We start from the raw sequence: 21,489 nt of genomic DNA, 5'->3' as shown, positions 1-21,489 counted from the left end.
AACCCGAGTGGAAACGAAACAAAGGTGATTCTGCGAGTCCGGGTGCGTCGAGCGCCGAATGAATCATGGTAAGGCCCGATATAGACGACTTTTATTATTCTACGTAAAGGCTAAAGCTACAGATGTTGATGTTCGGAGGGAAGAGATACTTCGACGAAATCGGCATCGAGGGGGTTGAGCAGGGGCACTGACTATGGACCTCAGTCAGGCCGAGAAGCGGGCCGCCAAACAGGCTTAACTGTGCCAGAAGCTTCGCGCCCGTCTGAAGTACATGGAGAGAGCATTTCCGGCTTCTACAATCTGAACGATCAGGGCAAGCGCGTGTCTGAGCGGCAATGGGTGTAGACTGGGTCGAAATTTCACAGAAGGAAGCTGTTTCATGCCGTCTGCACCGATGCCTCGGTGGCAACGCCAGACCTCTGCTATTGCGAGTGGTTTCCTCGGTGACTGGCTGGAGTCACGCCGAAATCCGCTGGCGGTCTCTCTGGCGTTGCTGCACCAGAATTCCGAGCTGGACCCGGCATATCCCTGCATTGACGAGCCTTCCGGAACCCTGTGCCTTTCCATACATGGCCTGATGGAGCTGGAAACGGTCTGGCGCATGCCGGGTGCCTCGGGTGACAGCTACGGTGCATCGCTCTCGTCGGCCATTCGCGGGGGTGTTACCGATCTTGTGCTGCGTTACAACACTGGTCGGCCCATCTACCGCAATGGCCGGGATCTGGCACAGCTGTTGGAACAGGTTGTTACTTCCTGGCCCGTGCCCGTCACCCGCCTGATCCTGCTTGGGCACAGTATGGGGGGGCTGGTGATTCGCAGCGCCTGCCAGTCGGGGCAAGCAGCCGGGCACCGGTGGTTGAAGGCGCTCAGCGATTGCGTGTACATCGGATCGCCTCATGATGGATCCTGGTTGGCCAGGGGCGCGCGTTCGGTGGCGGGGATGCTTAATGACATGCCCCGCGACTACCTGAAGGTGATTGGTGAGGTGATTGATTTGCGTAGCTCGGGCATTCGTAATCTTTCCCGGGGCGACATTCTGGAACAGGGTGCGGGTGAGGCGCCATTGCTGCCCGGCGCCCGGCATTATGTGGTCTGTGGTTTGTTGTCCCGCTCCAGAACTCACCCCGTGAATGCGTTGTTCGGCGATGCCCTGGTGCATGAAGCCAGTGCGCAGGGTCTGGAACAACCGGGCTGGCAGCTGGCGGGCATGGCGACGTTTCCGGGGATTGACCACATTGGTCTGGCCCATCACCCGGATGTGGCAACTCAACTGCAGGAGTGGTTGGTATGAGTATCCAGATTGATCCGCACCAGCGCCGCTGGTGGCTCGGGATGGGGGACCTGCTCGCGCAGGGGGCGAGTCACAGCGCGTTGAAGCTCGAGCGCGTGCACCTTGCGATAGCTGACGAAACCTTCGGCCTTCTGGAGCGCGTTCCGGTTGCCCGTCCCTGGAGCCGGCTGGTTCGGGTGTCGCATCGTGGTATCTCAAGGGTGAGCTACAGAAGTGTGAGCTTGGCCGCTGCGGGCCTGGGCTTTGCAATTGCGGCATTATCGCCGGATCCGGATCCGGATCAGGCCGTTGATCGGGATCAAGAAGCATAGGGCAGCCGCACTCTAAACTGACGGGGAATAATCCCTAACTCAGCCATGGAGAGTGCTGGCGATGCCTTTGGAAAAACACGATCTTTTGCACGAATTGCCCGAGTCCAGAGAAGCGATACACCTGCTTAAAGCCAACAGTGGCCACTTTGCCCGGCTGTTCGATGAGTATCATGAGCTGGACCATGAGATTCACCGGATTGAGTCGGGCGCTGAAAACACCTCGGACGACTACCTGGAAAACCAGAAGAAGCAGCGTCTGAGCCTGAAGGACCAGCTGTACACGATGGTTCGGGAGTATGAGGCGGCTGCCGCCGGCTGACATAAAACGCCCACACAGTGGTCAACTAACGTTCACGCCATCGTAACGCTCCTTGTGAACACTGAATTGGCAGTATCATTCATTTCACAAGGAGCTGTTTATGATATTACGCACATTGCTGGGCATCGCGCTTTGCTCACTGCCCCTGGCTTGCACGCAGGCTGCGCCGAACACCCAGGCGGGGCAGAACCGGTTGCCGCCCGGACAGGTCGACTGGCAGGGAGCCTTGGAGCATGGTGCCAAAGGTCATGACACCATCGAGATCGGGCCGCGCCCGTTCTGGCTGGTCGACGACATGGATGAAGGCCCGCTGAAAGAGCGTCTGCAAGCCTGCCAAACCAAGCACCTGAAGCGAACCGATTTCTCGATTGGCCACCGGGGCGCGCCGCTCCAGTTTCCGGAACACACCCTGGAATCCTACGTTGCTGCCGCCAAGATGGGGGCCGGTATTGTCGAGTGTGATGTCGCATTCACCAAGGACCGGGAGCTGGTGTGCCGGCACGCCCAGAATGACCTGCATACCACCACCGACATCGTCACCATTCCCGAATTGAATGCCAGGTGTACCCAGCCCTTTGTGCCAGCAGACCCTGCCACGGGCATACCGGCCCGGGCGGAGTGTCGGACCAGCGACATCACCCTGGCCGAGTTCAAAACCCTGAAGGGCAAGATGGATGCCTTCAATCCTATGGCAACCACCCCGGAAGAGTATGTGCGTGGCACCGCAGACTGGCGGACCGATCTGTACACCGCCCGTGGCACCCTGATGACCCATCGCGAGAGCATCGACCTGTTTCAGGCCCTTGGTGTGAAATTCACGCCGGAGCTTAAATCACCGGTGGTCGAGATGCCCTTCGAGGGCGACTACAGCCAGCAGGATTACGCCCGCCAGATGATCGAAGACTACCGCAAGGCCGGGGTGTCTCCCGGGGATGTCTGGCCGCAGTCGTTCAATCTGGATGACGTACTGTTCTGGATTAACGAAACCCCGCGCTTTGGTGAGCAGGCGGTGTTTCTCGATCAGGCCAAACCCACGGATGGCAACACCTCTCTGGCCTATATGGAGAGTTTGAAAGCCCAGGGCGTGAACATTCTGGCGCCCGCGCTCTGGAAGTTGCTGGCGCTGAATGGGCACCAGGAGATCGTGCCATCCGGGTATGCCGAGAATGCCCGTCTGGCCGGGCTGGATTTGATTGCCTGGACGGTGGAGCGGAGTGGTCCATTGGCCAGCGGCGGTGGCTGGTACTACCAGAGCGTCACGGATGCCATCAACAACGACGGTGACGTGCTTACGGTGATCGACGCGCTCGCGAGGGACGTGGGCGTGATTGGCATCTTCTCTGATTGGCCGGCTACCACAACGTTTTATGCCAACTGCATGGGGCTGGCTGAATAGTTATTTCGTCGCTGATGGGGTGGAAGTGAGGCAACTTTAAAATATCAGTGCCTTAAGGAACCGTGGGCGCGGCCGGTGGCCGCGTCCCCGCTAAGCTCTTCGTTACTGCTTGTTCTCCAGATCCCCGAACTGGTCGGCAAACAGGGCCGATGACAGGTAACGTTCCGCCGAATCCGGCAGCACCACGACGATATTCTTGCCCTTGTGCTCCGGCTGCTTGCTGACGCGTACCGCCGCGACCACCGCTGCGCCACAGGAAATGCCGCACAGGATGCCTTCTTCCTGCATCAGCCGATGGGCCATCTCCATGGCCTCTTCGTTGGACACCGTTTCAACCTGGTCCACCATGTCCAGATCCAGGTTCTTGGGTACGAAGCCGGCCCCGATGCCCTGGATTTTGTGGGGTGAGGGCTTTGGCTCTTCGCCACTGAGGGTCTGGGTGATCACCGGCGAATCCGTGGGCTCGACCGCCACGGTGGTGATCTGCTTGCCACGGGTTTCCTTGATATAGCGGGACACACCGGTGAGGGTGCCGCCGGTGCCAACGCCGGAGACAAAGATGTCGACCTCGCCATCGGTGTCGTGCCAGATCTCGGGGCCTGTGGTGTCTTCATGAATGCGCGGGTTGGCCGGATTCTGGAACTGTTGCGGCAGGAAATGGCTATCGGGATCGGAGGCGAAAATCTCCTCGGCTTTGGCAATGGCGCCGGGCATACCCTTGGCGGGCTCGGTCAGGACCAGTTCTGCGCCCAGCGCCTTGAGCACCTTGCGCCGTTCCAGACTCATGGACGAAGGCATGGTGAGTACCAGCTTGTAGCCGCGCGCTGCCGCCACGAACGCCAGGGCAATGCCGGTGTTGCCGCTGGTCGGTTCCACAATGGTCATGCCGGGCTTGAGGGTGCCCCGCTTTTCCGCATCCCAGATCATGGCCGAACCAATACGGCATTTCACGGAATAGGCCGGGTTTCGGCCTTCAATCTTGGCCCAGATAGTGGCCCCGTCGTTTACCCGGTTCAGCTGGATCAGCGGCGTGTTACCGATGGAAAGGGAATTGTCTTCATAGATGCGTGCCATGGGGTGCTCCTTGTCGTTATTCTGGAAGTCTAGCAGCTCTCACTGTTTGATGGCTCGAACCTCGAGCCGGTTCCGCCCGTTCTCTTTGGCGCAGTAGAGTGCCTGGTCGGCAAGCCGCAGGAACGCAGCCGGGGAATCGCTTGGTTCCGGTATGCCGGTGGCGAGCCCGATACTGACGGTGAGGTGAATCTCCTGGCCGGAAAAGACCGTTGGGGAATCGGCGATGGCGTTCCGGAACCGGTCCAGCCGTTCGATGATTTCCCTGCGGTCCTGATAGGTGGTGAAGATAACAAACTCTTCGCCGCCAAAGCGTGACAGACGGTCCGTCTCTCGCCGGAAATGGCGCTTCATCATCTCCGCCAGGGTCTTGAGGCAGTGGTCGCCGGCGTCATGGCCAAAGGTGTCGTTGATGGACTTGAACAGGTCTGCATCGACCATGGCCACCGCGAATCCGTCCCGGTTACGCTGACACCACTGGAAGCTTTTCCGGAACTCCCGGTCAAAGTAACTGCGGTTGCCAAGCTGGGTCAGATCGTCTGTCACGCTCAGGCGTGCAAGGGCGTCATTGGCGCTCGCCAGTTGGCGGTTCAGCCGATTGAGTTTGCGGTTCCAGTAAAACAGCAGGGCAGCGCCGATGATGGCTATGCCCACCAGCTGCCACACCAGCCGGTAATCCACCGACTGCTCGATTTTGATATTGCGCCAGTAGCTTTCCAGCCCGCTTCGTTCCTCCGGGGTCAGGCTGTCGACGAGTTTCTGCATGATGTCATGCAGAACCGGTTCGTCACTGCGGGAGGCAACGGACAGCGACCAGTCGGCCGGGATCCGGCCGATGACCTTGAGGTCCGCCAGGCCAAGCTCCTGCATGTGGTAGCTGGCGGTTGCGAGGGTCGTGACGTATCCGGCAAGTTCATTATCCTGCAACAGTTTCATGCCCTTGGTCTCGTTCTCCACCTCGACCAGTTGCATCCCCGGGTACCGGTATTTCAGGAGTTCGGAGAAGGCATAGTCTTTGACCACGCCGACCCGCTTGTTGCGAAGGTCGCCCACGTTCTCGATGAACGGCGCTTCGATCCGGCCCAGGATGATATTGGGAACTTGCAGATAGGGTGTGGTGAAGTTCAGGTATTGGGCCCGCTCCGGGGTTTTCATCGCCAGTGCCAGCATGTCGCAGCGCCGCTCTCTGACAGCTTCCAGGCTTTCGGGCCAGGAATCTGTTTTTACGAGCTGAAACTGAATGTTGCCCCTTTCACTGAAAAGCCGAAAGGTTTCCGCCGACAGGCCCTCGTGTTCGCCGGATGAATCCAGCCCTTCCAATGGCATCCAGTCGTTGTCGATACAGTAGGAGACGTTTCGGTCGCGTTCGTCCAGCCATGCCTGCTCATCGGGAGAGAGGCTTAGCTTGGCCGGGCCGAGGGATTCCTCGGCAGCCGACGCACCCAGCCAACGATCTTCGATGGTCCTCATTTCCGTCGGGCTGATGGCCGCCAGTGCCTGATCGAGAATCTCTGCCAGCGGCGCCAGGGAGGCGCGCACCCCGAAGCGCAGATCCTCTCCGGGGTGGTCTTCAAACACCAGTTCACCGGCAATCCGGACACCGGGTATCCGCAGTTCCTGAATCCAGAAGTTGCCATTGGGCAGAGCGGCGAGCACGACATCCACACGGTCGTGTTCCAGGGACTGGAACATGGCTTCCTGGGAATCAAACACCTTGGCGCTGTCGCCCAGTGCCTGAACCACTTCTGTCTCGTAGTAGATGTCCGAACTGATGCCAACGGTGTAGCCTGACAGGCTTTCCAAACCGTTGTATTCAAGGCCGCCATCACGAGTGAAGACCACGTTGGGAATGAGGTAGTAGGGTTCGGTAAACCGGGCAAACGTCTGTCGTTCTTCGGTCAGGGACATGTTTCCCAATACGTCGATGGTGCCATCCCGTAGCATGGGGACGAGTTCCGACCAGGCGCCGCTGACGGGGATCACTTGCAGCCCGGTGAGATCTGCCAGACGATTGAGAACATCGACGGACAGCCCCTGCAGTTTGCCGCCCGCCTTGAAACTGAAGGGGGCATAATCCGGCATCAGGCCAACCCGGACCGGCCCCAGCCTGGAGATGAACAGGCGCTCCTCGTCGGTCAGTTTGAAGTTCAGGGTTTCGTTGATGCTGGTGCCGCCGAACTCCCGCCATCGTTGCAGCAGTTCCATTTTCCTGGATTCCGGGATGGCCTTGAGCCCCAGTTGTATGCGCCGGAACAGTTCCGGGTTGTCTTTTCTCACGCCGATGCGAAGGTCTTCCTGGGCCTTGGGGCCCAGCGGTGCCGGACCGGCAATGCTCAGAAAGTACAGGCCTGCAATGTTGGCCTGGTACTTGAGGCTCAGTCGTGGCCCCATGATGACGTCCACCCATTGGAACGCCAGGGCACGGACCAGGCTGGGGATGGAATCGTAGGTCCTGACGTCAATGCCGTTTTCAACGAGCAGGTCCCGGTAATAGACGTCTTCCACAACACCCACGGTGAGATCCTTCAGGTCGGCAAGGGACTCGACGTCTCCAATCGGGTGGGTTCCGTCCTGCATGAGGAAGGTCTGGCGGATATGGTAGGGCTCGGTGAACAGGATCCGGTCGGTCTGATCCTCCCGGTAGGAAATGGCATCGATGACATCAAGCCGGCCGTCCAGGAAGGCCTCGTAGAGCTCGGGCCAGTTGCCGGCCCGATACTCAAACTTGATGCCGCTGTTGGCCTCGATCTCTTTCAGGATATCCGGTGAAAAACCGGACGTGGTGCGGCCTTCGAAAAACGAGTAGGGCTTGTTGTCGGCGACGATGCCAACGGAAACCGTGTCTTCAGAGGCGAGTTCCTCGGCGCTGAGCGTAGAGCGGGGAACGCACAGACCCAAGGCGGAGAGAATGGTAAGCCCCAGCCAGATAAAAATAATGTTTGAACGGGGGGCGAACCAGTCGCTCATTGCGTTGCCGGTGATAGTCAGTCCCTGATAGGGATTCAGTCTAGTCGGTGCAACCGGCTTTGCCCAACGAGCGTGAACGTCAGGTTACAAACTGCTTCAGCCAGGATGAAAGCTGGGATGCGGACATGGCGCCGCTTTTCCGGGCAATTTCCTGCCCGCCGCGGAAGAGAATCAGCGTCGGAATGCTGCGAATGCCGAACTGACCCGAGGCCTGTGGCGCTTCCTCGGTATTCAGCTTGGCAAACGCGACCTTGCCGGCCCATTGCCTGGCAGCTTGCTGGAATTCCGGCGCCATGGCCTTGCACGGGCCACACCAGCTGGCCCAGAAATCCACCAGCACCGGCAGGTCAGACTGCGCCACGACCTTTGTCAGGGTGGCGTCGTTCAGGGTTGCGACCTCACCCGCCAGCAGGGGGCGCTTGCAGGCTCCGCAGTTCGGATTGTCCGCCAGACGGGCGGCGGGTACGCGGTTGGTTCTCAGGCAGTGGGGACACGTGATCTGGCGGACATCGGTCATGAGGTTTCTCCTAAACGGTCTGCCTCTTCAAATGGAGCCCAATGCCGCCGAATTCAAGATGCGCGGGTGCTGGCCGATCAGTCGCTGACCTTTCGCCCGGTGTAATCGGAAAAGTCCGGCTTTTTCGGGTGGTGCTGGTCGTCGGTCATGTAGGCGGACGTCAGGATGAACTCGGCGGTTGCGCGATTGCACGCCACCGGAATGTTCCAGAGGGCCGCTATCCGCAGCAGGGCCTTGATGTCCGGGTCGTGGGGTTGGGGTTCCAGTGGGTCCCAGAAAAACACCAGTAGATCAATTTCACCTTCGGCGATCTTGGCGCCAATCTGCTGGTCACCGCCCAGGGGGCCGCTCAGCAGACACTGGATATCGTCCCGCTGCAGGTTCTCGCGCAACAGGCGGCCTGTCGTACCGGTTGCGTAAAGGGCCAGGGGGGCAAAGCGGGTGCGGTTCTCGGCAACCCAGTCGACCAGCTCCTTTTTCTTGTTGTCGTGTGCCACCAGAGCGACGGATTTCACGGCCATTTGAGGTAAAGTCTCCTTTTTACTGAACGAATCCGGTGGCCAGTGTTTCACAGCCGGCCACCGGACGGAATAGGACAGAAGGGTTATGTCGGTGACCGAAACCGTTGATTGGAGAACCATATCCGCCGCGCTCTGGCGCCGCCACCGGTCCGGTTTGCGGGCCATTCGCCGGCTCGATCCGGTGCAGTGGCAGGACCTGACAGGCATTGATCGCCAGCAGCAGGCACTGGCCCGGAACACCGAGCGGTTTCTGGCCGGCGAACCCTCCAACAACGCCTTGCTCTGGGGGGCCCGCGGGACGGGGAAATCCTCCCTGATCAAGGCCCTGCTGAACCGCTACAGCGATCGCGGGCTGCGGATGATTGAGGTGGACAAGGATGACCTGGTGAACCTGCCGGAAATCGTCGATGACATCTGCGACCTCAGCTTCCGGTTCGTGATCTTCTGCGACGACCTGTCGTTCGACGTGGGTGAATCCGGATACAAGGCACTCAAGAGTGTTCTCGAAGGCTCGCTGGAACTGCCGCCGGAAAATGTCCGGGTCTACGCCACCTCCAACCGCCGACACCTGATGCCGGAGTTCATGTCCGACAACCTCAAGAGCGAGATCCGGGACGGCGAACTGCATCCGGCCGAGGCCATTGAAGAACAGGTCTCCCTGGCCGACCGTTTTGGCCTCCAGCTATCGTTCTATCCGTTCTCCCAGGACGTCTACCTGCAGGCGGTGGACGCGCTGTTCCCGGAGGTGGCCGACCGGGACGCCCTGCACCGGCAGGCCATCCGGTTTGCCACAGGCAAAGGCGTACGTAATGGCCGGACTGCCCAGCAGTTCTATCGCCAGTTTGCCGGTGACGACCTCTCGGACCAGGGCTAGGGCTACTGCCGTTTGGCGAGTTTGATGAACCGGTTATGTATGGTGCGCACGCCAAAGAACACCAGCAGCAGAGTGGCCGGTATGGCAATGCCGAGTACCAGTGACTTGTTGAAATCGAAACCGGCGTCGTACAGGGCCTCAAGTCCCAGCTTGAGGAGCCCGACCAGGTAGTAGGAAATCGCCACCACGGAAAAGCCTTCCACGGTGTGCTGCATCATCAGCTGGATCTTGGAACGGCGATCCATGGAACTGAGCAACTGCTGGTTCTGGCTCTGGATCGCCAGTTCAACCCGGGTGCGCATCATGTCGGAAGCCCGGTCGACCCGCCGTGACAGATCCTCCAGCCGTTCGCTGACCGCTTCGCAGGTCTTGACCGCCGGGGTCAGCCGGCGGGTCATGAATTCGGTGATGGTGAGGTGGCCCGAGAGCTCGTCTTCCCGCAATTCCTCCAGCCTCGTGAGCACCAGGCGGTGGTAGGCGCGGGTCGCTGAGAACCGGAAGGTGGAGTGTGCCCGGAACGCTTCAATGCGGGAGGCGATGTTGGTCAGTTGCGCCAGCAGTTCCTGTTCGTCCACGTCCTGTTTGTCAGCCAGCGCTTGGGTGATGGTCGCCATCTGCTGGTCCATATCGTTCAGTGCGGGGGTGATTTCCCGCGCCACCGGCAGCGCCAGTAATGACATCAGCCGGTAGGTCTCGATTTCCATCAGCCGCTGGGTCAGTCGGCCGAGCTGACTGTCCGACATATGGTGATTCATAACCATGAACCGCCCGAAGCCATCGCTGTGCAGCTTGAAGGTGCCCCAGACCCTTGCTGCGCCCTCCTGTGGGCTGCTGCCAACCAGCCGCATTCCCTCGAAATGTTGTCGCACGTAGGCCAGGTCCCCATGGGCGTCTTCAGTGGCCGGGCGGATTTCCAGATGGAACGCTGCGACAATGGTGCCGGTCAGCTGCTCGAGCCAGCCCTCTGGCAGCAATGAGATGCCGGTTTCGAGAAAGGGGGATTCGTCGCCGCTGGCCAGGTTGGTGAAGGTGTAGGTTGCGAACTCCATGTGCATTTCCCGACGAACCCGGAGATTGCCAAAGGTCTGTTCGAAACAGCCTACCTCGTGCTCTGGCACCGGATAACCCAACTGACGGTGCAGTTGCTGCAGGTGCAGAAACTGTTGCCGGCGCTGCTCCGGGGAAGTCAGTACCGCCATCTGGGTAACCCGGGCCGGGGTAGGCAGTACCTGGAAGGGACGTGAGTGCAGTTCGTTGTACAGATCATCCCGTAGGGGATGGATGTCGAGGCAGTCCAGTCGTGCGCTCACGGCAAGGTCCTGTGGTCAAGAATTGGCTGACGGGATGATAACGCGGAATCGGACCCCGTCAATTCCACTTTGGACGCCATTGGCGGCTTCCACGCTCGCCCCGTGAAAGTCGGCAATGAGTCGGACTATCAGCAGGCCTTGGCCCAGGTGGCCCTCTTCCTGCCCTGCACGCAGGGACACAAAGGGACCGAAAATGTCGGTTCCGGTGTCGCCGGGCAGAGCCGATCCCTCGTTGAACACCGACAGCCAGAGGCCATCGGCATGGCTTTCGAGTTCCACCTGAATCAGTCCGCCCTCGGGGGTGAAGTCCCGGGCGTTGTCCGCCAGCTTGTCGAGCAACTGGACCATGAGTTCGGGGGAACCGATCATGGCGCAACCGTGCTCGGGGCCGACGTACCGGATCCGGTGATGTGGATCCAGTGTCTGATAGGCAGCGGTCGCCTGGGACGCCACTTCGGCGAGATCAAAGCGTTCCTTGTCAGCGTGGTCAAAGCTTTGCTCCAGTCGGGCCGCCTCGCTCATGCCATTGAGGATTTGACGCAGCCGGTCGGTCGCGGCTGAGGCCCGTTCCAGGTATTGCTGGCGCTCGCTTTCGGATTCGCTGTGGCTGAGGTTTTCCAGTGACGAACGGACCACGGCAACCGGCGTTTTCAGCTCATGGGACAGGCGCCGGGAAAAACTTTCCAGATAGCGGTTATACCCGTGCAGGCGATCCACCATCTGGCTGAAGTGGCGCTGGAGCTGCCCGAGTTCATCGTCGGATCTGGAAGCAGGCAGGGAGCCGGTAATCCGGCCGTCCTCATCCACGCTGGCACTGACTGCCCGCTGTAAGCGTGTGATGCGCCAGGACAGCCAGCTGGCGTAGCCCAGCAGGACCAGGGTCAGGCCGACAATGATCAGGGTGCTGCGGGCGATCACCGAACCCAGGGTGGAGCCCGAGAGCGTCAACAACTGGTCCAGGGATTGTTCGAGGATCAGGGTTCGGCCGCCGAAGACCGGTTCGGTGGTCAATAGCCAGATGCTGCCGTCATCGTGCTGGACCAGCCCTTCCGATGGCAGGGTGCCGGGTGCCAGGCGATTGCCACCGTTGACCGCATCCGCCGGCTCTGGCTGGTAAAACCGGATCAGCGCCCGCAGGGCATTGAGGCTGATCTGTTCGGTAACCTGGAGTGGGCTCAATTGGTCGAATTCCGGTGGGGCCTGACCGGGCGTGACCTCTTGCTGTGCCATCACCCAGCCAGCCGGTTCTATGACCCGCACGCTCTGGCCCGGATTCAAGCGGGGCTCCAGTTTCCGCTCCAGGCCATGATCCGGGCGGACAAGCACAGGCATGGGCTTAACCGGCGTGCTGACACCGGCAGCCGGGTTATCGTCTGCCCACCGGGCGGCAAAGCCGAGCCGGCTGCCGTTGGGCGGTTCGGGCATCTGGAACTCAAGCTGCCAGCCCGAACGTGTGGTCTGCCAACTGCCGGTCACGCGGTAGTCGGGGGTGTCGTTGTCGGACCCGTCGAGGGCGTAGAAGGTGCCGGGTGCTGTTGCCCTGATAAGCCAGGACCGGTCCTCAGCGGTTATACCCACGGTGTCGTCCGGCGGTTGCAGCCAGAGTAACAGGCGATCGTGGGGGGCGTCGGTGTTGCCGGGGTCATACAGCGTCGGCTGGCGATTGGTGATGCGAATCAGGAGGTAGAGGTGGCGGCCGTCGGAGGCGGCTTGCCATTGAAGCCCGGGTTGCCCCGAGGCCTTGTCGGCCCCGGTGTTGGCTTCCTGCCACGACTGAACCTGTTCACCTTCTTCGTAGCCGGGCCAGTCGTCCGGGTACCCGTCAAGGTTCAGGGAGCGGTCCAGTGCCTCGACGTAAATGGCCGGCTGCTCAGGCGTGACCGGCGTCTTGCCCACCAGTGCGTCGCCCGTGGTTTCGGCCAATCGCTTGGCCTGCATGCGAAGCTGCTCTCGAGCCTGTTGGCGCAGGGCGTCGTCCAGCTCCAGCACAAACTGCAGGCCCGCCCAGGGAATCAGCAGCATGAGCAGGCTGGCAATCAGGAGCTGACGTTTCAGGGTCAAGTTTCAGGCCTCATGCGCGTTCCAGCGGTACCCCATGCCATAGGCGGTCTGAATCCCGTCGAACTCGCCATCCAGCTGTGTGAATTTGCGGCGAATCCGCTTGATATGGGAGGTCACCGTGTTGTCGTCGAGAACGGTGCTGGCCGCCTCCATCAACTGATCGCGGCTGCGAACGTGCCCGGGATGCTGGACCAGGGAATGCAGCATCCAGAACTCCGTAACGGTCAGGTCCAGGGGGCGTCCGTCCCAGGCCACGGTCATCCGGTCCACATTAAGGGCGAGGCGTCCGCGCTCCAGAACCTCATCCGGCTTTTGCAGCGCTTCCGCCCACGCCTCGGCGCGGCGCAGGAGAGCGGTGACGCGCGCCAGCAGGTGTTCCATGCTCATGTCCTTGGTGACGTAATCGTCGGCACCAAGCCGTAATCCATGCACCGAATCTATGTCGCTGTCCCGAGCCGTCAGAAAGATGATGGGCAGGGTCTGGGACAGGCCCCGCAGGTCCTGGCACAGGGCGAAGCCCCCCTCCGGCTCATCGCCGAGGCCGACATCGATGATGGCGAGGTCGGGCAGTTCCTGCCGCAGCACCTGCCAGGCGGCTGGCCGGTCACCAAAGGCGGATACCCGATAGCCACGGCGCTCGAAGGCGACGCGGTAGTTATCGCGAATGGCGGGTTCGTCTTCGATCAGAACAATGTGTTTCTTCATGGTAAGGACAGTTCGGCTAACCAGTGAGCTTCTATTTAAACACGGCAACCGGCGAGAGCAAGGTTGTCGCCGAGGTTGCCACAATTGATCATTTTTTGCGGCCGGAATGCCCGGATTTGCCACCTCAGGCACTCATGGGATTGCTGAAATGACTGCATCTCGACCAATCATGCAGCAAAAAGGATCCCGACATGATGCTTTCTACCGGTTTACTCAAACTAGCACCCAGGCTCACGGACGGCCAGTTCCGCCGGGCGCGGCGCTGGGCCGAAGGCGTCAGCCTCTGGCTGGCGGTTCTGCTGATGCTGTTCGTGCATCCGCTCTATGCGGAGGCCAACCAGATGGAATTGGAGAACGCGGGCCTGCTGCATTTTGTGGATGCAGGGGGGCGCTGGCAGGAGCCGGCGATCATCCTCGACAGCGAGTTTGAGATCCGGGTTAGCGGTCTGATTGCGGACAGCCAACTGACCCGGCGTTTCCGGAATACCAGTGGCGAATGGCGCGAAGGCGTGTTTGTGTTCCCTTTGCCGGAAAACGCCAGCGTCTATGGCCTGACCATGAAGGTCGGGGAGCGCACCATTGTTGGCAAGGTGCAGCCGAAGGCCGAGGCCCGCAAAACCTATGAAAAGGCCAAGGCCTCGGGGCGTCATGCCGCCAATGTCGAACAGCAGCGCCCGAACCTGTTCACCGCACGCGTGGCAAATATCCCGCCGGGCGAAACCATCGCGGTGGAGCTCCGCTACCAGCAGCCGGTGGATTACCGGGCAGGTGAGTTCGAGTTGCGCCTGCCAACCACACTCACGCCCCGTTACATGCCGGGTCAGCACCTGGCAGAGCAGTCCGGGCAGTGGCAGGGAGGCTGGGCCGTGCCCACGACCGAGGTGCCGGACGCCGATGCCATCAGCCCGTACACCGTTCGGGCCAGCGACGTGGACGCCGGCAGCCACCGGGCGTCGGTCCGGATGACGATCGACGCGGGGCTCCCGCTGGCCCGGGTGATCAGCCCCACGCACCGGCTCGAAACCCGTCTCGATGGCCAGACCGTGCAGGTACAGCCAGAGCAAGGGCGACTGTTGATGAACCGGGATTTTGTGGTGCGCTGGCGCCCGCTGGCGGGGCAGGAGCCCACGGCTGCTGTGTTTCATCAGCGCTGGCAGGAAGAAGACTACCTGCTGACCATGATTGTGCCCGGCAGTGGCAACGCCCGGGTCTTGCCTCGGGAGCTGGTGTTCGTGATCGACACCTCCGGCTCCATGGCTGGCGAGTCCATTCGCCAGGCTCGATCTGCGCTCCAGCGCGGTCTCGACACCCTGAAGCCCGAAGACCGGTTCAACATCATCCAGTTCAACAACCAGACTCACGCCCTGTTCATGCAGCCGGTACCAGCGATCGGTAACAACCTGGCCCGTGCCCGTCGCTATGTCGACGCGCTGAATGCGGATGGCGGCACCGAAATGGCCCCTGCGCTCGAGTTGGCGCTGGCTACGCCAACCGACGGCGGTGGGGCCGAGGACCCAGCGGAACGGGTGCGTCAGGTCGTGTTCATCACGGATGGCGCGGTAGGCAACGAAGCGGCGCTGTTCAACCAGATTCGCCAGCAACTGGGGCGCCAGCGCCTGTTCACCGTGGGCATTGGTTCGGCGCCCAACCTGCATTTCATGCGTGAAGCGGCCCGCTGGGGCCGTGGCTTGTACACCGCCATCCAGGATCCGTCGGATGTCGGCGGCCCGCTTGAAACGCTGTTCAACGCCATGGAGGCGCCGGTACTGACCGACGTCCGGGTCGAATGGCCAGCCCAGACCGGTCAGGTCGAGAGCTTTCCGGCTCGCCCGGGGGACCTGTTTCAGGGGGAGCCGCTGATACAGGTGGTGCAGGGCAGCGCGCCGGAGGGGGTCCTGAAGGTGTCTGGCAAGCTGCCGGGGGGGCAGAAATGGGAGCGCTCGCTGGACCTGCAGCAGGCGGCCGAGGGCACCGGTGTGGCCCGCCACTGGGCGAGGCAGAAAATCGACAGCCTGCTCGATACGGCACGACTGGAGGGAACACAGCCGGACAAATCCCGTGTGACCCGCCTCGCCGTGGAGCACGGTCTGATGTCGCCCTACACCAGTTTTGTCGCCGTCGATGATACCCCCGTCCGGCCGTCCGGTGCGCCGCAGGGGACGGACCATCTTCCCACCTTGCTGCCGGCGGGCAGCAAGGCCGGTATGTTGCGCTACCCGCAGACGGCCACGGTGGCCCCATTGCTGACCGCCCTGGGCCTGACCGGCCTGATGTTTGCGGCGGCCATTGGCCTGTTGCAACGGAGGCAATCCGTATGAGTCGCTTCTTTCTTTTACTGGCCACCTCGTCAGCCACACTGCTGGTGTTCGGGCTCTGGATTCCGCTGAAAGCGGTGGTTGCCCAGGAATTGCTGGAACTGGCCTGGGCCGAGAGCCAGGCCAGACAAACCGACACCCGGCCCTGGCCCTGGGCTGACACCTGGCCGGTGGCCCGTCTGACCGTGCCCGAACTGGACCAGTCAATGATTGTGCTGGCGGGCGGGCACGGTGAGAGCCTGGCGTTCGGGCCGGGACAGGTGCTGGGCAGTGACGACGGCCGGGGCCCGAAGGTCATCGCGGGACATCGCGATACCCATTTCGACCAGCTACAGTACTTGAAGACGGGCAGTGAATTGCGGCTGCAGGATCGGGATGGCGATTGGCGGACCTACCGGGTGCTGGCTACACGCATCGTCGACAGCCGGTCTGAGCAGATCGATACCCGGCTGCTGTCCGAAGATTCCCTGCTCCTGGTGACCTGTTACCCGTTTGACAGCATGGATGCCGGTGGCCCCCTTCGTTACGTGGTGGAGGCCCGCGCAGGCAGGTCCGGCAACGGCAATGATATGGAACAAATTGGTACTGTTGCCGGAACCTGAGGTTGGCGTACACTTGTGCGCCAAAATTCGGCGACAGAGTTGTGTTACATGGGTGCACTGAGAAAACTGCTGGCGTGGGCGAGCGTACCGGTTATCTGCCTGTTTGCGCTGGTGCTTTACCTTGCCCGACCGTTCAATCCGGACAACAACCGTCTGCTGGCCCTGGCAGTAGCGCGGGTGGGGCGTGCCCTGTTGGGCATGGAACGCCCCCTTGAGGGCCTTGAAAACATGCCGACCGATCGCCCGACGGTGGTGATTGCCAATCATCAGCACAACGATGATCTGTTCGTGGTCGGTGACCTGCTGCCGCCGCGGACCGTGACGGTCGGCAAATCGTCGCTGGTCTGGATTCCCTTCTTCGGCCAGGTGTTCTGGCTCGGGGGTAACGTGATTCTGAATCGTGCCCGCTCCCACAAGGCCATCGCCACCATGCGGGCCACCAGTGAAGCCATCACGCGTGAGCGCAAGAGCCTCTGGGTCTTTCCCGAGGGTACCCGCAGCCGCGGTCGCGGACTGCAGAAGTTCAAGAAAGGTGCCTTTCATGCCGCCGTTGCCTCCGGCGCCCCGATCACCATGGTGTGTGCCCGCCAGTATGAGGACAAGACCCTGGGCTGGAGCGGTCGACGGGAACCGGTTCCCGTCCGTATTTTGCCGCCGATCGAAACCGCGGGTATGACCACTGAGGACATCCCCGAGCTGATGGTCCGCTGTTACAGCCAGATGGCCGAGGCCATCGCCGAGTTGTAGAGGAGCCACCGGGTTCTACGGGAAGTTCTTGAAGCACCTGCAGAAACAGGGCAGTCTTGGCGGGTCTGAACACGTTGTTGGATGACCCTCAGGGAGATGCAAGCAATGAATCTGATTCTGTTTCTGATAATCGGTGGTGTCGCCGGCTGGCTGGCCGGACTGATCATGAAAGGCCGTGGCTTTGGTGTGCTGGCCAATATCGGTATCGGTATTGTCGGCTCGTTCATCGGCGGGTTTCTCTTTCGCCTGCTCGGCCTCATGGCGCAGGGCGCGGTCGGTGAACTGGTCACGGCGACCGTTGGTGCGGTGCTTCTGCTTGCTATCGTCAGCAAGATCAAGAAGGGCTGAGCATGATCATACCCGTAACTGGAGTGTTTGCCGCGGTTATCGGCATTCTATTGCTGGTGTTGTCGGGCCAGGTGGTGAAGTTTCGCCTCAAGTACAGTAAGGGCATGGGAATCACTGATGACCGGGACTTCGAGGCGGCGGTCCGGGCCCATGCGAACCTGGTGGAATACGCTCCCATTGGCCTGTTGATGCTGGCGGTCGCTGAACTCAACGGTGTCCCGTCGGGTCTGGTGTACTGGAGTGGGATGACCCTGGTGGTGGGGCGGGTATTACACGCCTGGGGCATGATCAATGGCCGGGGCAAGCCCCACTGGGCTCGCATGATCGGCATTATCATGACCTGGCTGGCGATTCTTGCGACCGCCATTCTGCTGGTCTGGAATGTCTGGCAGGTGTACGCCGGCTAGAACCGGTCGCAGTAAAAAGGGGCCATCTGGCCCCTTTTTTGTGGCGATGTTGTGCTCAGCCCTGCATGGCGTGGGGCAGTTCCTGGGTCAGGTATTCCAGTTCGACCCGACGGTTTGCAGCGTGATCCTCCGGTGTGGCCAGCGGCCGGCTGGAACCCCATCCGGTCAGAACAAGTTGGGACTCCTGCACCCCTGCCTGTACCAGCAGGCGGGCTACGGCGTTGGCCCTGAGGCGGGACAGAAACTGGTTGTAATCCTCACCGCCAAAATTGTCGGAGTGACCGTGAATCCGAACCCTGACATCGGGGTGCTGCCTGAGATAGGCGGCGTGTTGCTGGAGCATGGCGTCATCGGCAGCATCCAGCGCGTGCTTGTTGAAGCCGAAATGAAATTTCAGACGGTGAGGGCGTTTGGCTTCGGTGGCCAGCGCGGCCGGGGCGAATCCGGACGCCAGGGCGAACTTGGCAATGAGATCCGGGTTGTCCAAAACGAGTACGGTCATTGGCAGTATCCTTGATTCCAGTATCCGGTTTTTCTTGTTATTCCCACTCAATATTGTCTGGGGCGGGAATAACGGCAATTGGCGAATGGTCGATAAGGCATGTCCGCTCCCTGATGGCCTGATTAAATGGCATTTCTGTGACCCTTCCGTGACAGGGGCAGCGAGAAACCATCGAACCGGACACATTTCCGGGCTTGCATCGGCTTTGCCTTGACGCCGGATACTATTTGAGCGCGAAAAGAAGGCCTTACTGTGGTAAAAAACAGGTTTTCAGGGACAGATTGTGATGAATTGTGACCGCCCATGCTGATTATTCCCGCCGAGAACGCCGTTAACTGGAAACGCCCGCCCTGGGTCACCCTTGGGTTGATGCTGACCTGCCTGCTGGTTTTCCTGTTTTACCAGGGCGGCGATAGCCAGAAGCTCGAGCAGGCCGTGTCTCAATACCTGGAGTCCGAGCTTCAGTCACTCGAGGCACCGGTGTATGAGGATTACCTCCAGCGCCAGATCCGATTTGAAGGCGCCCAGGACCGGGTGTATGAACTCCAGCAATTCCAGGAACTGCGGGACGACAACGAGCAGTTCTGGCTGGCGGTGAACCTGCTGATGGACCGGGAGTTCTACCAGTACCTTCAGGAAAATCAGTCGGTTATCTGGTCCGCCGGCGACCGGGCCCGCTGGAACGAGCAACGGACGCCGATCGAGGACCGATTCATCCAACGGCTGAGCTCCTTTGAACTCGGGCTGGTCCCGTCTGAGCTGTCCCTGTACACGTTGATCACCTATCAGTTCCTGCACGGTGGATGGGGGCACATTATCGGCAACCTGGTGTTCCTGTTCCTGCTCGGATTCACCGTCGAAAAAGCCCTGGGACCGGCCCGCTACCTGGTCGCCTACCTGCTTTGTGGTGCCCTGTCCGGGCTGGTCTTCACTGCCTTCTCCTCGGGCAGCCCGGTGCCCCTGGTGGGCGCTTCCGGTTCCATCTCGGGGCTGATGGGGATGTATGTGGCCATCTACGGCCTGCAGAAAATCCGGTTTTTCTACTTTCTCGGAGTCTATTTCAACTATTTTCGGGCGCCGGCCCTGGCCATGCTGCCGGTCTGGCTGGGCAAGGAAATCTACGACTACTGGTTTGCCGGGGCCACTGGCATCGCCTACATGGCCCACGCCGGTGGCCTGATTGCCGGCGCGGGGCTGGTCTGGATGCTGGGGCGCAGCTGGTTGCAGGTTCGGGATGAGTTCTTCGAGCCTGAGGCGGAGGAGCAGGATGCCCGTTTCACCAATGGTTATGCCCAGGCCATGGCCAGTCTCGGGCGTATGGAGTTCGATCTGGCGCGCCGGCAGTTCGAGGCGCTGCGTGAGCATTATCCGGACCGTCCGATACTGCTGGAGCATCTGTACCGGTTGGCGAAGCTTCGTCCCGATCTGCCGGAATATCGGGACCGCACCCGCGAGCTGATGAACGATGCGATGGCGCGACGGCAGCCGGAACAGATGATCGAGGTCTGGCAGGACTACCTGGGTAAAGGCGAATGCCACCAGCCGCTGAGCGCCGAGGATCACAACCGGGTGCTGTTCACCAGTCTCAAACAACAGGACCTGAAGGCTGCCGAGAAGGCGTTCGAGCGCCTGCGCAGCACCGGAGAAGAGGTGCTTACCGCAGAGGCCTGCCGGCTTCTGGTAGAAGAGTTCGAGAAACGCCAGATGGCGCCCAAGGCCCGGCATTACCGGCAGTTGCTTCAGGCCTAGTCGTTTACTGCGAAGGTTGCCTTCGGTCCTTTCAGGGGCTCGCGCTTTGCCGCCTGTTCCAGGTAAGTCGCCATCTGTTCGTGCAGCGGATGGTTCAAACAGCGTTTCTGAATGAACGTCAGGAACGCGGTCGCTTTCTCCCACTGATTCAGCCCGTTTGCGAGTGTCTGTGCCACCAGCAGGTAGGCCGGCGCCAGCTGGTCGCTGTCCGGGAAGCGCTTGTGGAAGTCCTGTAGCAGTTTCAGCGCTGGCCTGAACTGGCCGCGATGGTAGAGGGCTCGGGCGCAACGTACGGCCAACTCCGGATCCTCCAGGCGGAACTGGGGCTCGGCGGTTTGCAGGGATGCCAGCATGGCTGCCATGCCATCGCCGTCGTTGCGGTCGGCCAGCCAGCCAAGGATTCGCGGGTGGTAGCGATAGAGCTCGGTCAGGTCGTTGCGGGCGGTCAGCAGCTGGTACAGCTGGCTGATACGAAGGGCGTTGTCGCGGTCGCGTTTGAGCGCTTCTTTGAGCATGGACTGCACCCGGTCGTAGTTGCCGTCCTTCAGGTTCATGTCGATGTCGGCGTCGAAACGCGCGCTGCGATCACGCTCACGGTTGTCCTGGCCTGTGGGCCCGTCCTGCAGGTCGGAGGCGAATCCCAGCTCCTCCTGGTACTGGAACAACAGGTAACCGAGCATGTGGAACAGGATGAGGGTGAAGGTACTGTTCAGGAAACCGGCCAAGGGCTGGGAGACCCAGAACGGAAAATGATTGACGGCGAAATCCTGGGCAGCGCCCGAGGCCAGGGTCAGGAGGATCAGGTAGCCGTAGAGCAGGAAATAGGGGCTGCCGATCCGGGAAATGAGCATCGCCAGGTTCATCGGATTGACGGCCGCGCCCACCGAGCGTTCCATGGCCAGTACCATGATGCTCGCGGGCATGGCGAGCACCACGAAGGCGAGGGCGAGCATCATCAGGAGCGGCCCCCCCACCATGCCCGCCGCCGCCACCAGTCCGCCCATCAGGACAAACACCAGCAATTGCAGGATGACAATGTCGAAGCCGCTGCCGGTGAATGCGACGGAAACCGGGGGCGGTTTCAGGTGGCCTTCGGCAGTATGGTTGATCACCGCGTAGGTATACTTGAACAGGGCGAAGGCGAGCACCAGCCAGATCAGGATGCCAATCAGGTTGGCCGGAGCGACCACCGGAACCAGGGTGCAAACGGCGATGACGATCAGCGGATCGCTATGGAACGGGTAACGGAAAAACGCACCGACGCGGTTCCAGAACGGCACCACTTCGGTGGCAGCGCCCAGGTACCGCATGGCCTTGCTGCACTGGGGGCAGAGGGCCCGGCGGTTACGGGTGTCGGCATCCGGCATGCAGCGACTGCAGTAATGCATCTGGCACTCGCCGCAGTGCCATTTGGCGGGGGAGCCCGGGTGGTAATCGCAATCGTGTTTCACGGTTGGCCTTTGTCCTGGTCCGTCA

Annotated in this window: 20 protein-coding genes; 11 read left to right on the top strand and 9 right to left on the bottom strand. The window is 61.1% G+C overall.

Translation table 11 applies throughout. From position 1 onward, the window contains the following. Positions 1-379: 379 nt before the first annotated feature. The 4 genes from K0B93_RS10880 (at position 380) to K0B93_RS10865 (ending at position 3,317) form a co-directional block, all read left to right on the top strand. Positions 380-1,291: an esterase/lipase family protein gene (locus K0B93_RS10880; protein ID WP_219867230.1), complete on the top strand. Its 912-nt coding sequence runs from the start codon at positions 380-382 to the stop codon at positions 1,289-1,291. Next, on the top strand, positions 1,288-1,602 hold the full coding sequence (locus K0B93_RS10875) for a hypothetical protein (RefSeq protein WP_219867229.1): 315 nt from the start codon (positions 1,288-1,290) through the stop codon (positions 1,600-1,602). The genes K0B93_RS10880 and K0B93_RS10875 overlap by 4 nt, the downstream gene beginning before the upstream one ends. 61 nt (positions 1,603-1,663) lie before the next feature. Next, on the top strand, positions 1,664-1,921 hold the full coding sequence (locus tag K0B93_RS10870) for a YdcH family protein (protein WP_219867228.1): 258 nt from the start codon (positions 1,664-1,666) through the stop codon (positions 1,919-1,921). A gap of 100 nt (positions 1,922-2,021) precedes the next feature. Further along, entirely contained in the window at positions 2,022-3,317 is a 1,296-nt protein-coding gene (locus K0B93_RS10865; protein ID WP_219867227.1) for a glycerophosphodiester phosphodiesterase family protein, read from the top strand. A 102-nt stretch (positions 3,318-3,419) separates the two neighbouring features. Here the strand turns inward: K0B93_RS10865 and cysK are convergent, their stop codons facing one another. The 4 genes from cysK to K0B93_RS10845 form a co-directional block, all read right to left on the bottom strand. Then, positions 3,420-4,391, bottom strand: a complete 972-nt coding sequence (gene cysK / locus K0B93_RS10860; protein WP_219867226.1) for a cysteine synthase A — start codon at positions 4,389-4,391, stop codon at positions 3,420-3,422. A gap of 39 nt (positions 4,392-4,430) precedes the next feature. Further along, a complete protein-coding gene (locus tag K0B93_RS10855; RefSeq protein ID WP_219867225.1) occupies positions 4,431-7,355 on the bottom strand; it encodes a transporter substrate-binding domain-containing protein in 2,925 nt (974 codons plus the stop codon). 79 nt (positions 7,356-7,434) lie between these two features. Then, positions 7,435-7,872 carry a thioredoxin TrxC gene (gene trxC / locus K0B93_RS10850; RefSeq protein WP_219867224.1) on the bottom strand — a complete coding sequence of 146 codons (438 nt, stop codon included), beginning with the start codon at positions 7,870-7,872 and terminating at the stop codon, positions 7,435-7,437. A gap of 77 nt (positions 7,873-7,949) precedes the next feature. Then, the gene (locus K0B93_RS10845; protein WP_219867223.1) at positions 7,950-8,393 is read right to left on the bottom strand and encodes a methylglyoxal synthase; all 444 of its coding nucleotides are present in this window, start codon (positions 8,391-8,393) and stop codon (positions 7,950-7,952) included. Positions 8,394-8,478: 85 nt separating this feature from the next. Here K0B93_RS10845 and K0B93_RS10840 point away from each other — a divergent pair, with 85 nt between their 5' ends. Next, complete coding sequence (locus tag K0B93_RS10840; RefSeq protein WP_219867222.1) at positions 8,479-9,267, top strand: ATP-binding protein; 789 nt, start codon at positions 8,479-8,481, stop codon at positions 9,265-9,267. A 2-nt stretch (positions 9,268-9,269) separates the two neighbouring features. Here K0B93_RS10840 and K0B93_RS10835 read toward each other — a convergent pair whose 3' ends face one another. From K0B93_RS10835 to pdsR, 3 genes are read right to left on the bottom strand one after another with little or no spacing between them, the layout of a single operon-like run. After that, entirely contained in the window at positions 9,270-10,577 is a 1,308-nt protein-coding gene (locus tag K0B93_RS10835; protein ID WP_219867221.1) for a DUF3422 family protein, read from the bottom strand. A gap of 15 nt (positions 10,578-10,592) precedes the next feature. Then, positions 10,593-12,638, bottom strand: a complete 2,046-nt coding sequence (locus K0B93_RS10830; protein ID WP_219867220.1) for an ATP-binding protein — start codon at positions 12,636-12,638, stop codon at positions 10,593-10,595. Between the two features lie 3 nt (positions 12,639-12,641). Further along, complete coding sequence (gene pdsR, locus K0B93_RS10825; RefSeq protein ID WP_219867219.1) at positions 12,642-13,343, bottom strand: proteobacterial dedicated sortase system response regulator; 702 nt, start codon at positions 13,341-13,343, stop codon at positions 12,642-12,644. Positions 13,344-13,534: 191 nt separating this feature from the next. On the opposite strand from pdsR, the gene K0B93_RS10820 reads away from it, so the two are divergent. The 5 genes from K0B93_RS10820 (at position 13,535) to K0B93_RS10800 (ending at position 17,762) form a co-directional block, all read left to right on the top strand. Further along, complete coding sequence (locus K0B93_RS10820; RefSeq protein ID WP_219867218.1) at positions 13,535-15,661, top strand: marine proteobacterial sortase target protein; 2,127 nt, start codon at positions 13,535-13,537, stop codon at positions 15,659-15,661. Beyond that, entirely contained in the window at positions 15,658-16,260 is a 603-nt protein-coding gene (locus K0B93_RS10815) for a class GN sortase (RefSeq protein ID WP_219867217.1), read from the top strand. The genes K0B93_RS10820 and K0B93_RS10815 overlap by 4 nt, the downstream gene beginning before the upstream one ends. A 48-nt stretch (positions 16,261-16,308) precedes the next feature. Then, positions 16,309-17,007 (top strand): lysophospholipid acyltransferase family protein, encoded by a 699-nt coding sequence (locus K0B93_RS10810; RefSeq protein WP_219867216.1) that lies wholly within the window; start codon positions 16,309-16,311, stop codon positions 17,005-17,007. A gap of 105 nt (positions 17,008-17,112) precedes the next feature. Then, positions 17,113-17,355, top strand: coding sequence for a GlsB/YeaQ/YmgE family stress response membrane protein (locus K0B93_RS10805; protein WP_219867215.1), 243 nt, complete (start codon positions 17,113-17,115; stop codon positions 17,353-17,355). Between the two features lie 2 nt (positions 17,356-17,357). Beyond that, a complete protein-coding gene (locus K0B93_RS10800; RefSeq protein WP_219867214.1) occupies positions 17,358-17,762 on the top strand; it encodes an MAPEG family protein in 405 nt (134 codons plus the stop codon). A 55-nt stretch (positions 17,763-17,817) separates the two neighbouring features. Here the strand turns inward: K0B93_RS10800 and K0B93_RS10795 are convergent, their stop codons facing one another. Continuing rightward, on the bottom strand, positions 17,818-18,264 hold the full coding sequence (locus K0B93_RS10795; RefSeq protein ID WP_219867213.1) for an OmpA family protein: 447 nt from the start codon (positions 18,262-18,264) through the stop codon (positions 17,818-17,820). A 303-nt stretch (positions 18,265-18,567) separates the two neighbouring features. Here K0B93_RS10795 and K0B93_RS10790 point away from each other — a divergent pair, with 303 nt between their 5' ends. Further along, positions 18,568-20,013: a rhomboid family intramembrane serine protease gene (locus tag K0B93_RS10790; RefSeq protein ID WP_219867212.1), complete on the top strand. Its 1,446-nt coding sequence runs from the start codon at positions 18,568-18,570 to the stop codon at positions 20,011-20,013. Here the strand turns inward: K0B93_RS10790 and K0B93_RS10785 are convergent. Then, a complete protein-coding gene (locus K0B93_RS10785) occupies positions 20,010-21,464 on the bottom strand; it encodes a hypothetical protein (protein WP_219867211.1) in 1,455 nt (484 codons plus the stop codon). The two genes, K0B93_RS10790 and K0B93_RS10785, sit on opposite strands and share 4 nt — an antisense overlap. Positions 21,465-21,489 lie beyond the last annotated feature (25 nt).

Source organism: Marinobacter sp. F4218, from assembly GCF_019443085.1.
Taxonomy (GTDB): domain Bacteria; phylum Pseudomonadota; class Gammaproteobacteria; order Pseudomonadales; family Oleiphilaceae; genus Marinobacter; species Marinobacter albus.
Note: the sequence above shows the minus strand (reverse complement) of the source record. Positions and strands in the feature narration are given on the sequence as shown.

Bases quoted from the DNA above. Each gene is read 5' to 3' on its own strand.
- K0B93_RS10880 (WP_219867230.1), top strand. From the start codon at position 380: ATGCCGTCTGCACCGATGCCTCGGTGGCAACGCCAGACCTCTGCTATT.
- K0B93_RS10875 (WP_219867229.1), top strand. From the start codon at position 1,288: ATGAGTATCCAGATTGATCCGCACCAGCGCCGCTGGTGGCTCGGGATG.
- K0B93_RS10870 (WP_219867228.1), top strand. From the start codon at position 1,664: ATGCCTTTGGAAAAACACGATCTTTTGCACGAATTGCCCGAGTCCAGA.
- K0B93_RS10865 (WP_219867227.1), top strand. From the start codon at position 2,022: ATGATATTACGCACATTGCTGGGCATCGCGCTTTGCTCACTGCCCCTG.
- cysK (WP_219867226.1), bottom strand. From the start codon at position 4,391: ATGGCACGCATCTATGAAGACAATTCCCTTTCCATCGGTAACACGCCG.
- K0B93_RS10855 (WP_219867225.1), bottom strand. From the start codon at position 7,355: ATGAGCGACTGGTTCGCCCCCCGTTCAAACATTATTTTTATCTGGCTG.
- trxC (WP_219867224.1), bottom strand. From the start codon at position 7,872: ATGACCGATGTCCGCCAGATCACGTGTCCCCACTGCCTGAGAACCAAC.
- K0B93_RS10845 (WP_219867223.1), bottom strand. From the start codon at position 8,393: ATGGCCGTGAAATCCGTCGCTCTGGTGGCACACGACAACAAGAAAAAG.
- K0B93_RS10840 (WP_219867222.1), top strand. From the start codon at position 8,479: ATGTCGGTGACCGAAACCGTTGATTGGAGAACCATATCCGCCGCGCTC.
- pdsR (WP_219867219.1), bottom strand. From the start codon at position 13,343: ATGAAGAAACACATTGTTCTGATCGAAGACGAACCCGCCATTCGCGAT.
- K0B93_RS10820 (WP_219867218.1), top strand. From the start codon at position 13,535: ATGATGCTTTCTACCGGTTTACTCAAACTAGCACCCAGGCTCACGGAC.
- K0B93_RS10815 (WP_219867217.1), top strand. From the start codon at position 15,658: ATGAGTCGCTTCTTTCTTTTACTGGCCACCTCGTCAGCCACACTGCTG.
- K0B93_RS10810 (WP_219867216.1), top strand. From the start codon at position 16,309: ATGGGTGCACTGAGAAAACTGCTGGCGTGGGCGAGCGTACCGGTTATC.
- K0B93_RS10805 (WP_219867215.1), top strand. From the start codon at position 17,113: ATGAATCTGATTCTGTTTCTGATAATCGGTGGTGTCGCCGGCTGGCTG.
- K0B93_RS10800 (WP_219867214.1), top strand. From the start codon at position 17,358: ATGATCATACCCGTAACTGGAGTGTTTGCCGCGGTTATCGGCATTCTA.
- K0B93_RS10795 (WP_219867213.1), bottom strand. From the start codon at position 18,264: ATGACCGTACTCGTTTTGGACAACCCGGATCTCATTGCCAAGTTCGCC.
- K0B93_RS10790 (WP_219867212.1), top strand. From the start codon at position 18,568: ATGCTGATTATTCCCGCCGAGAACGCCGTTAACTGGAAACGCCCGCCC.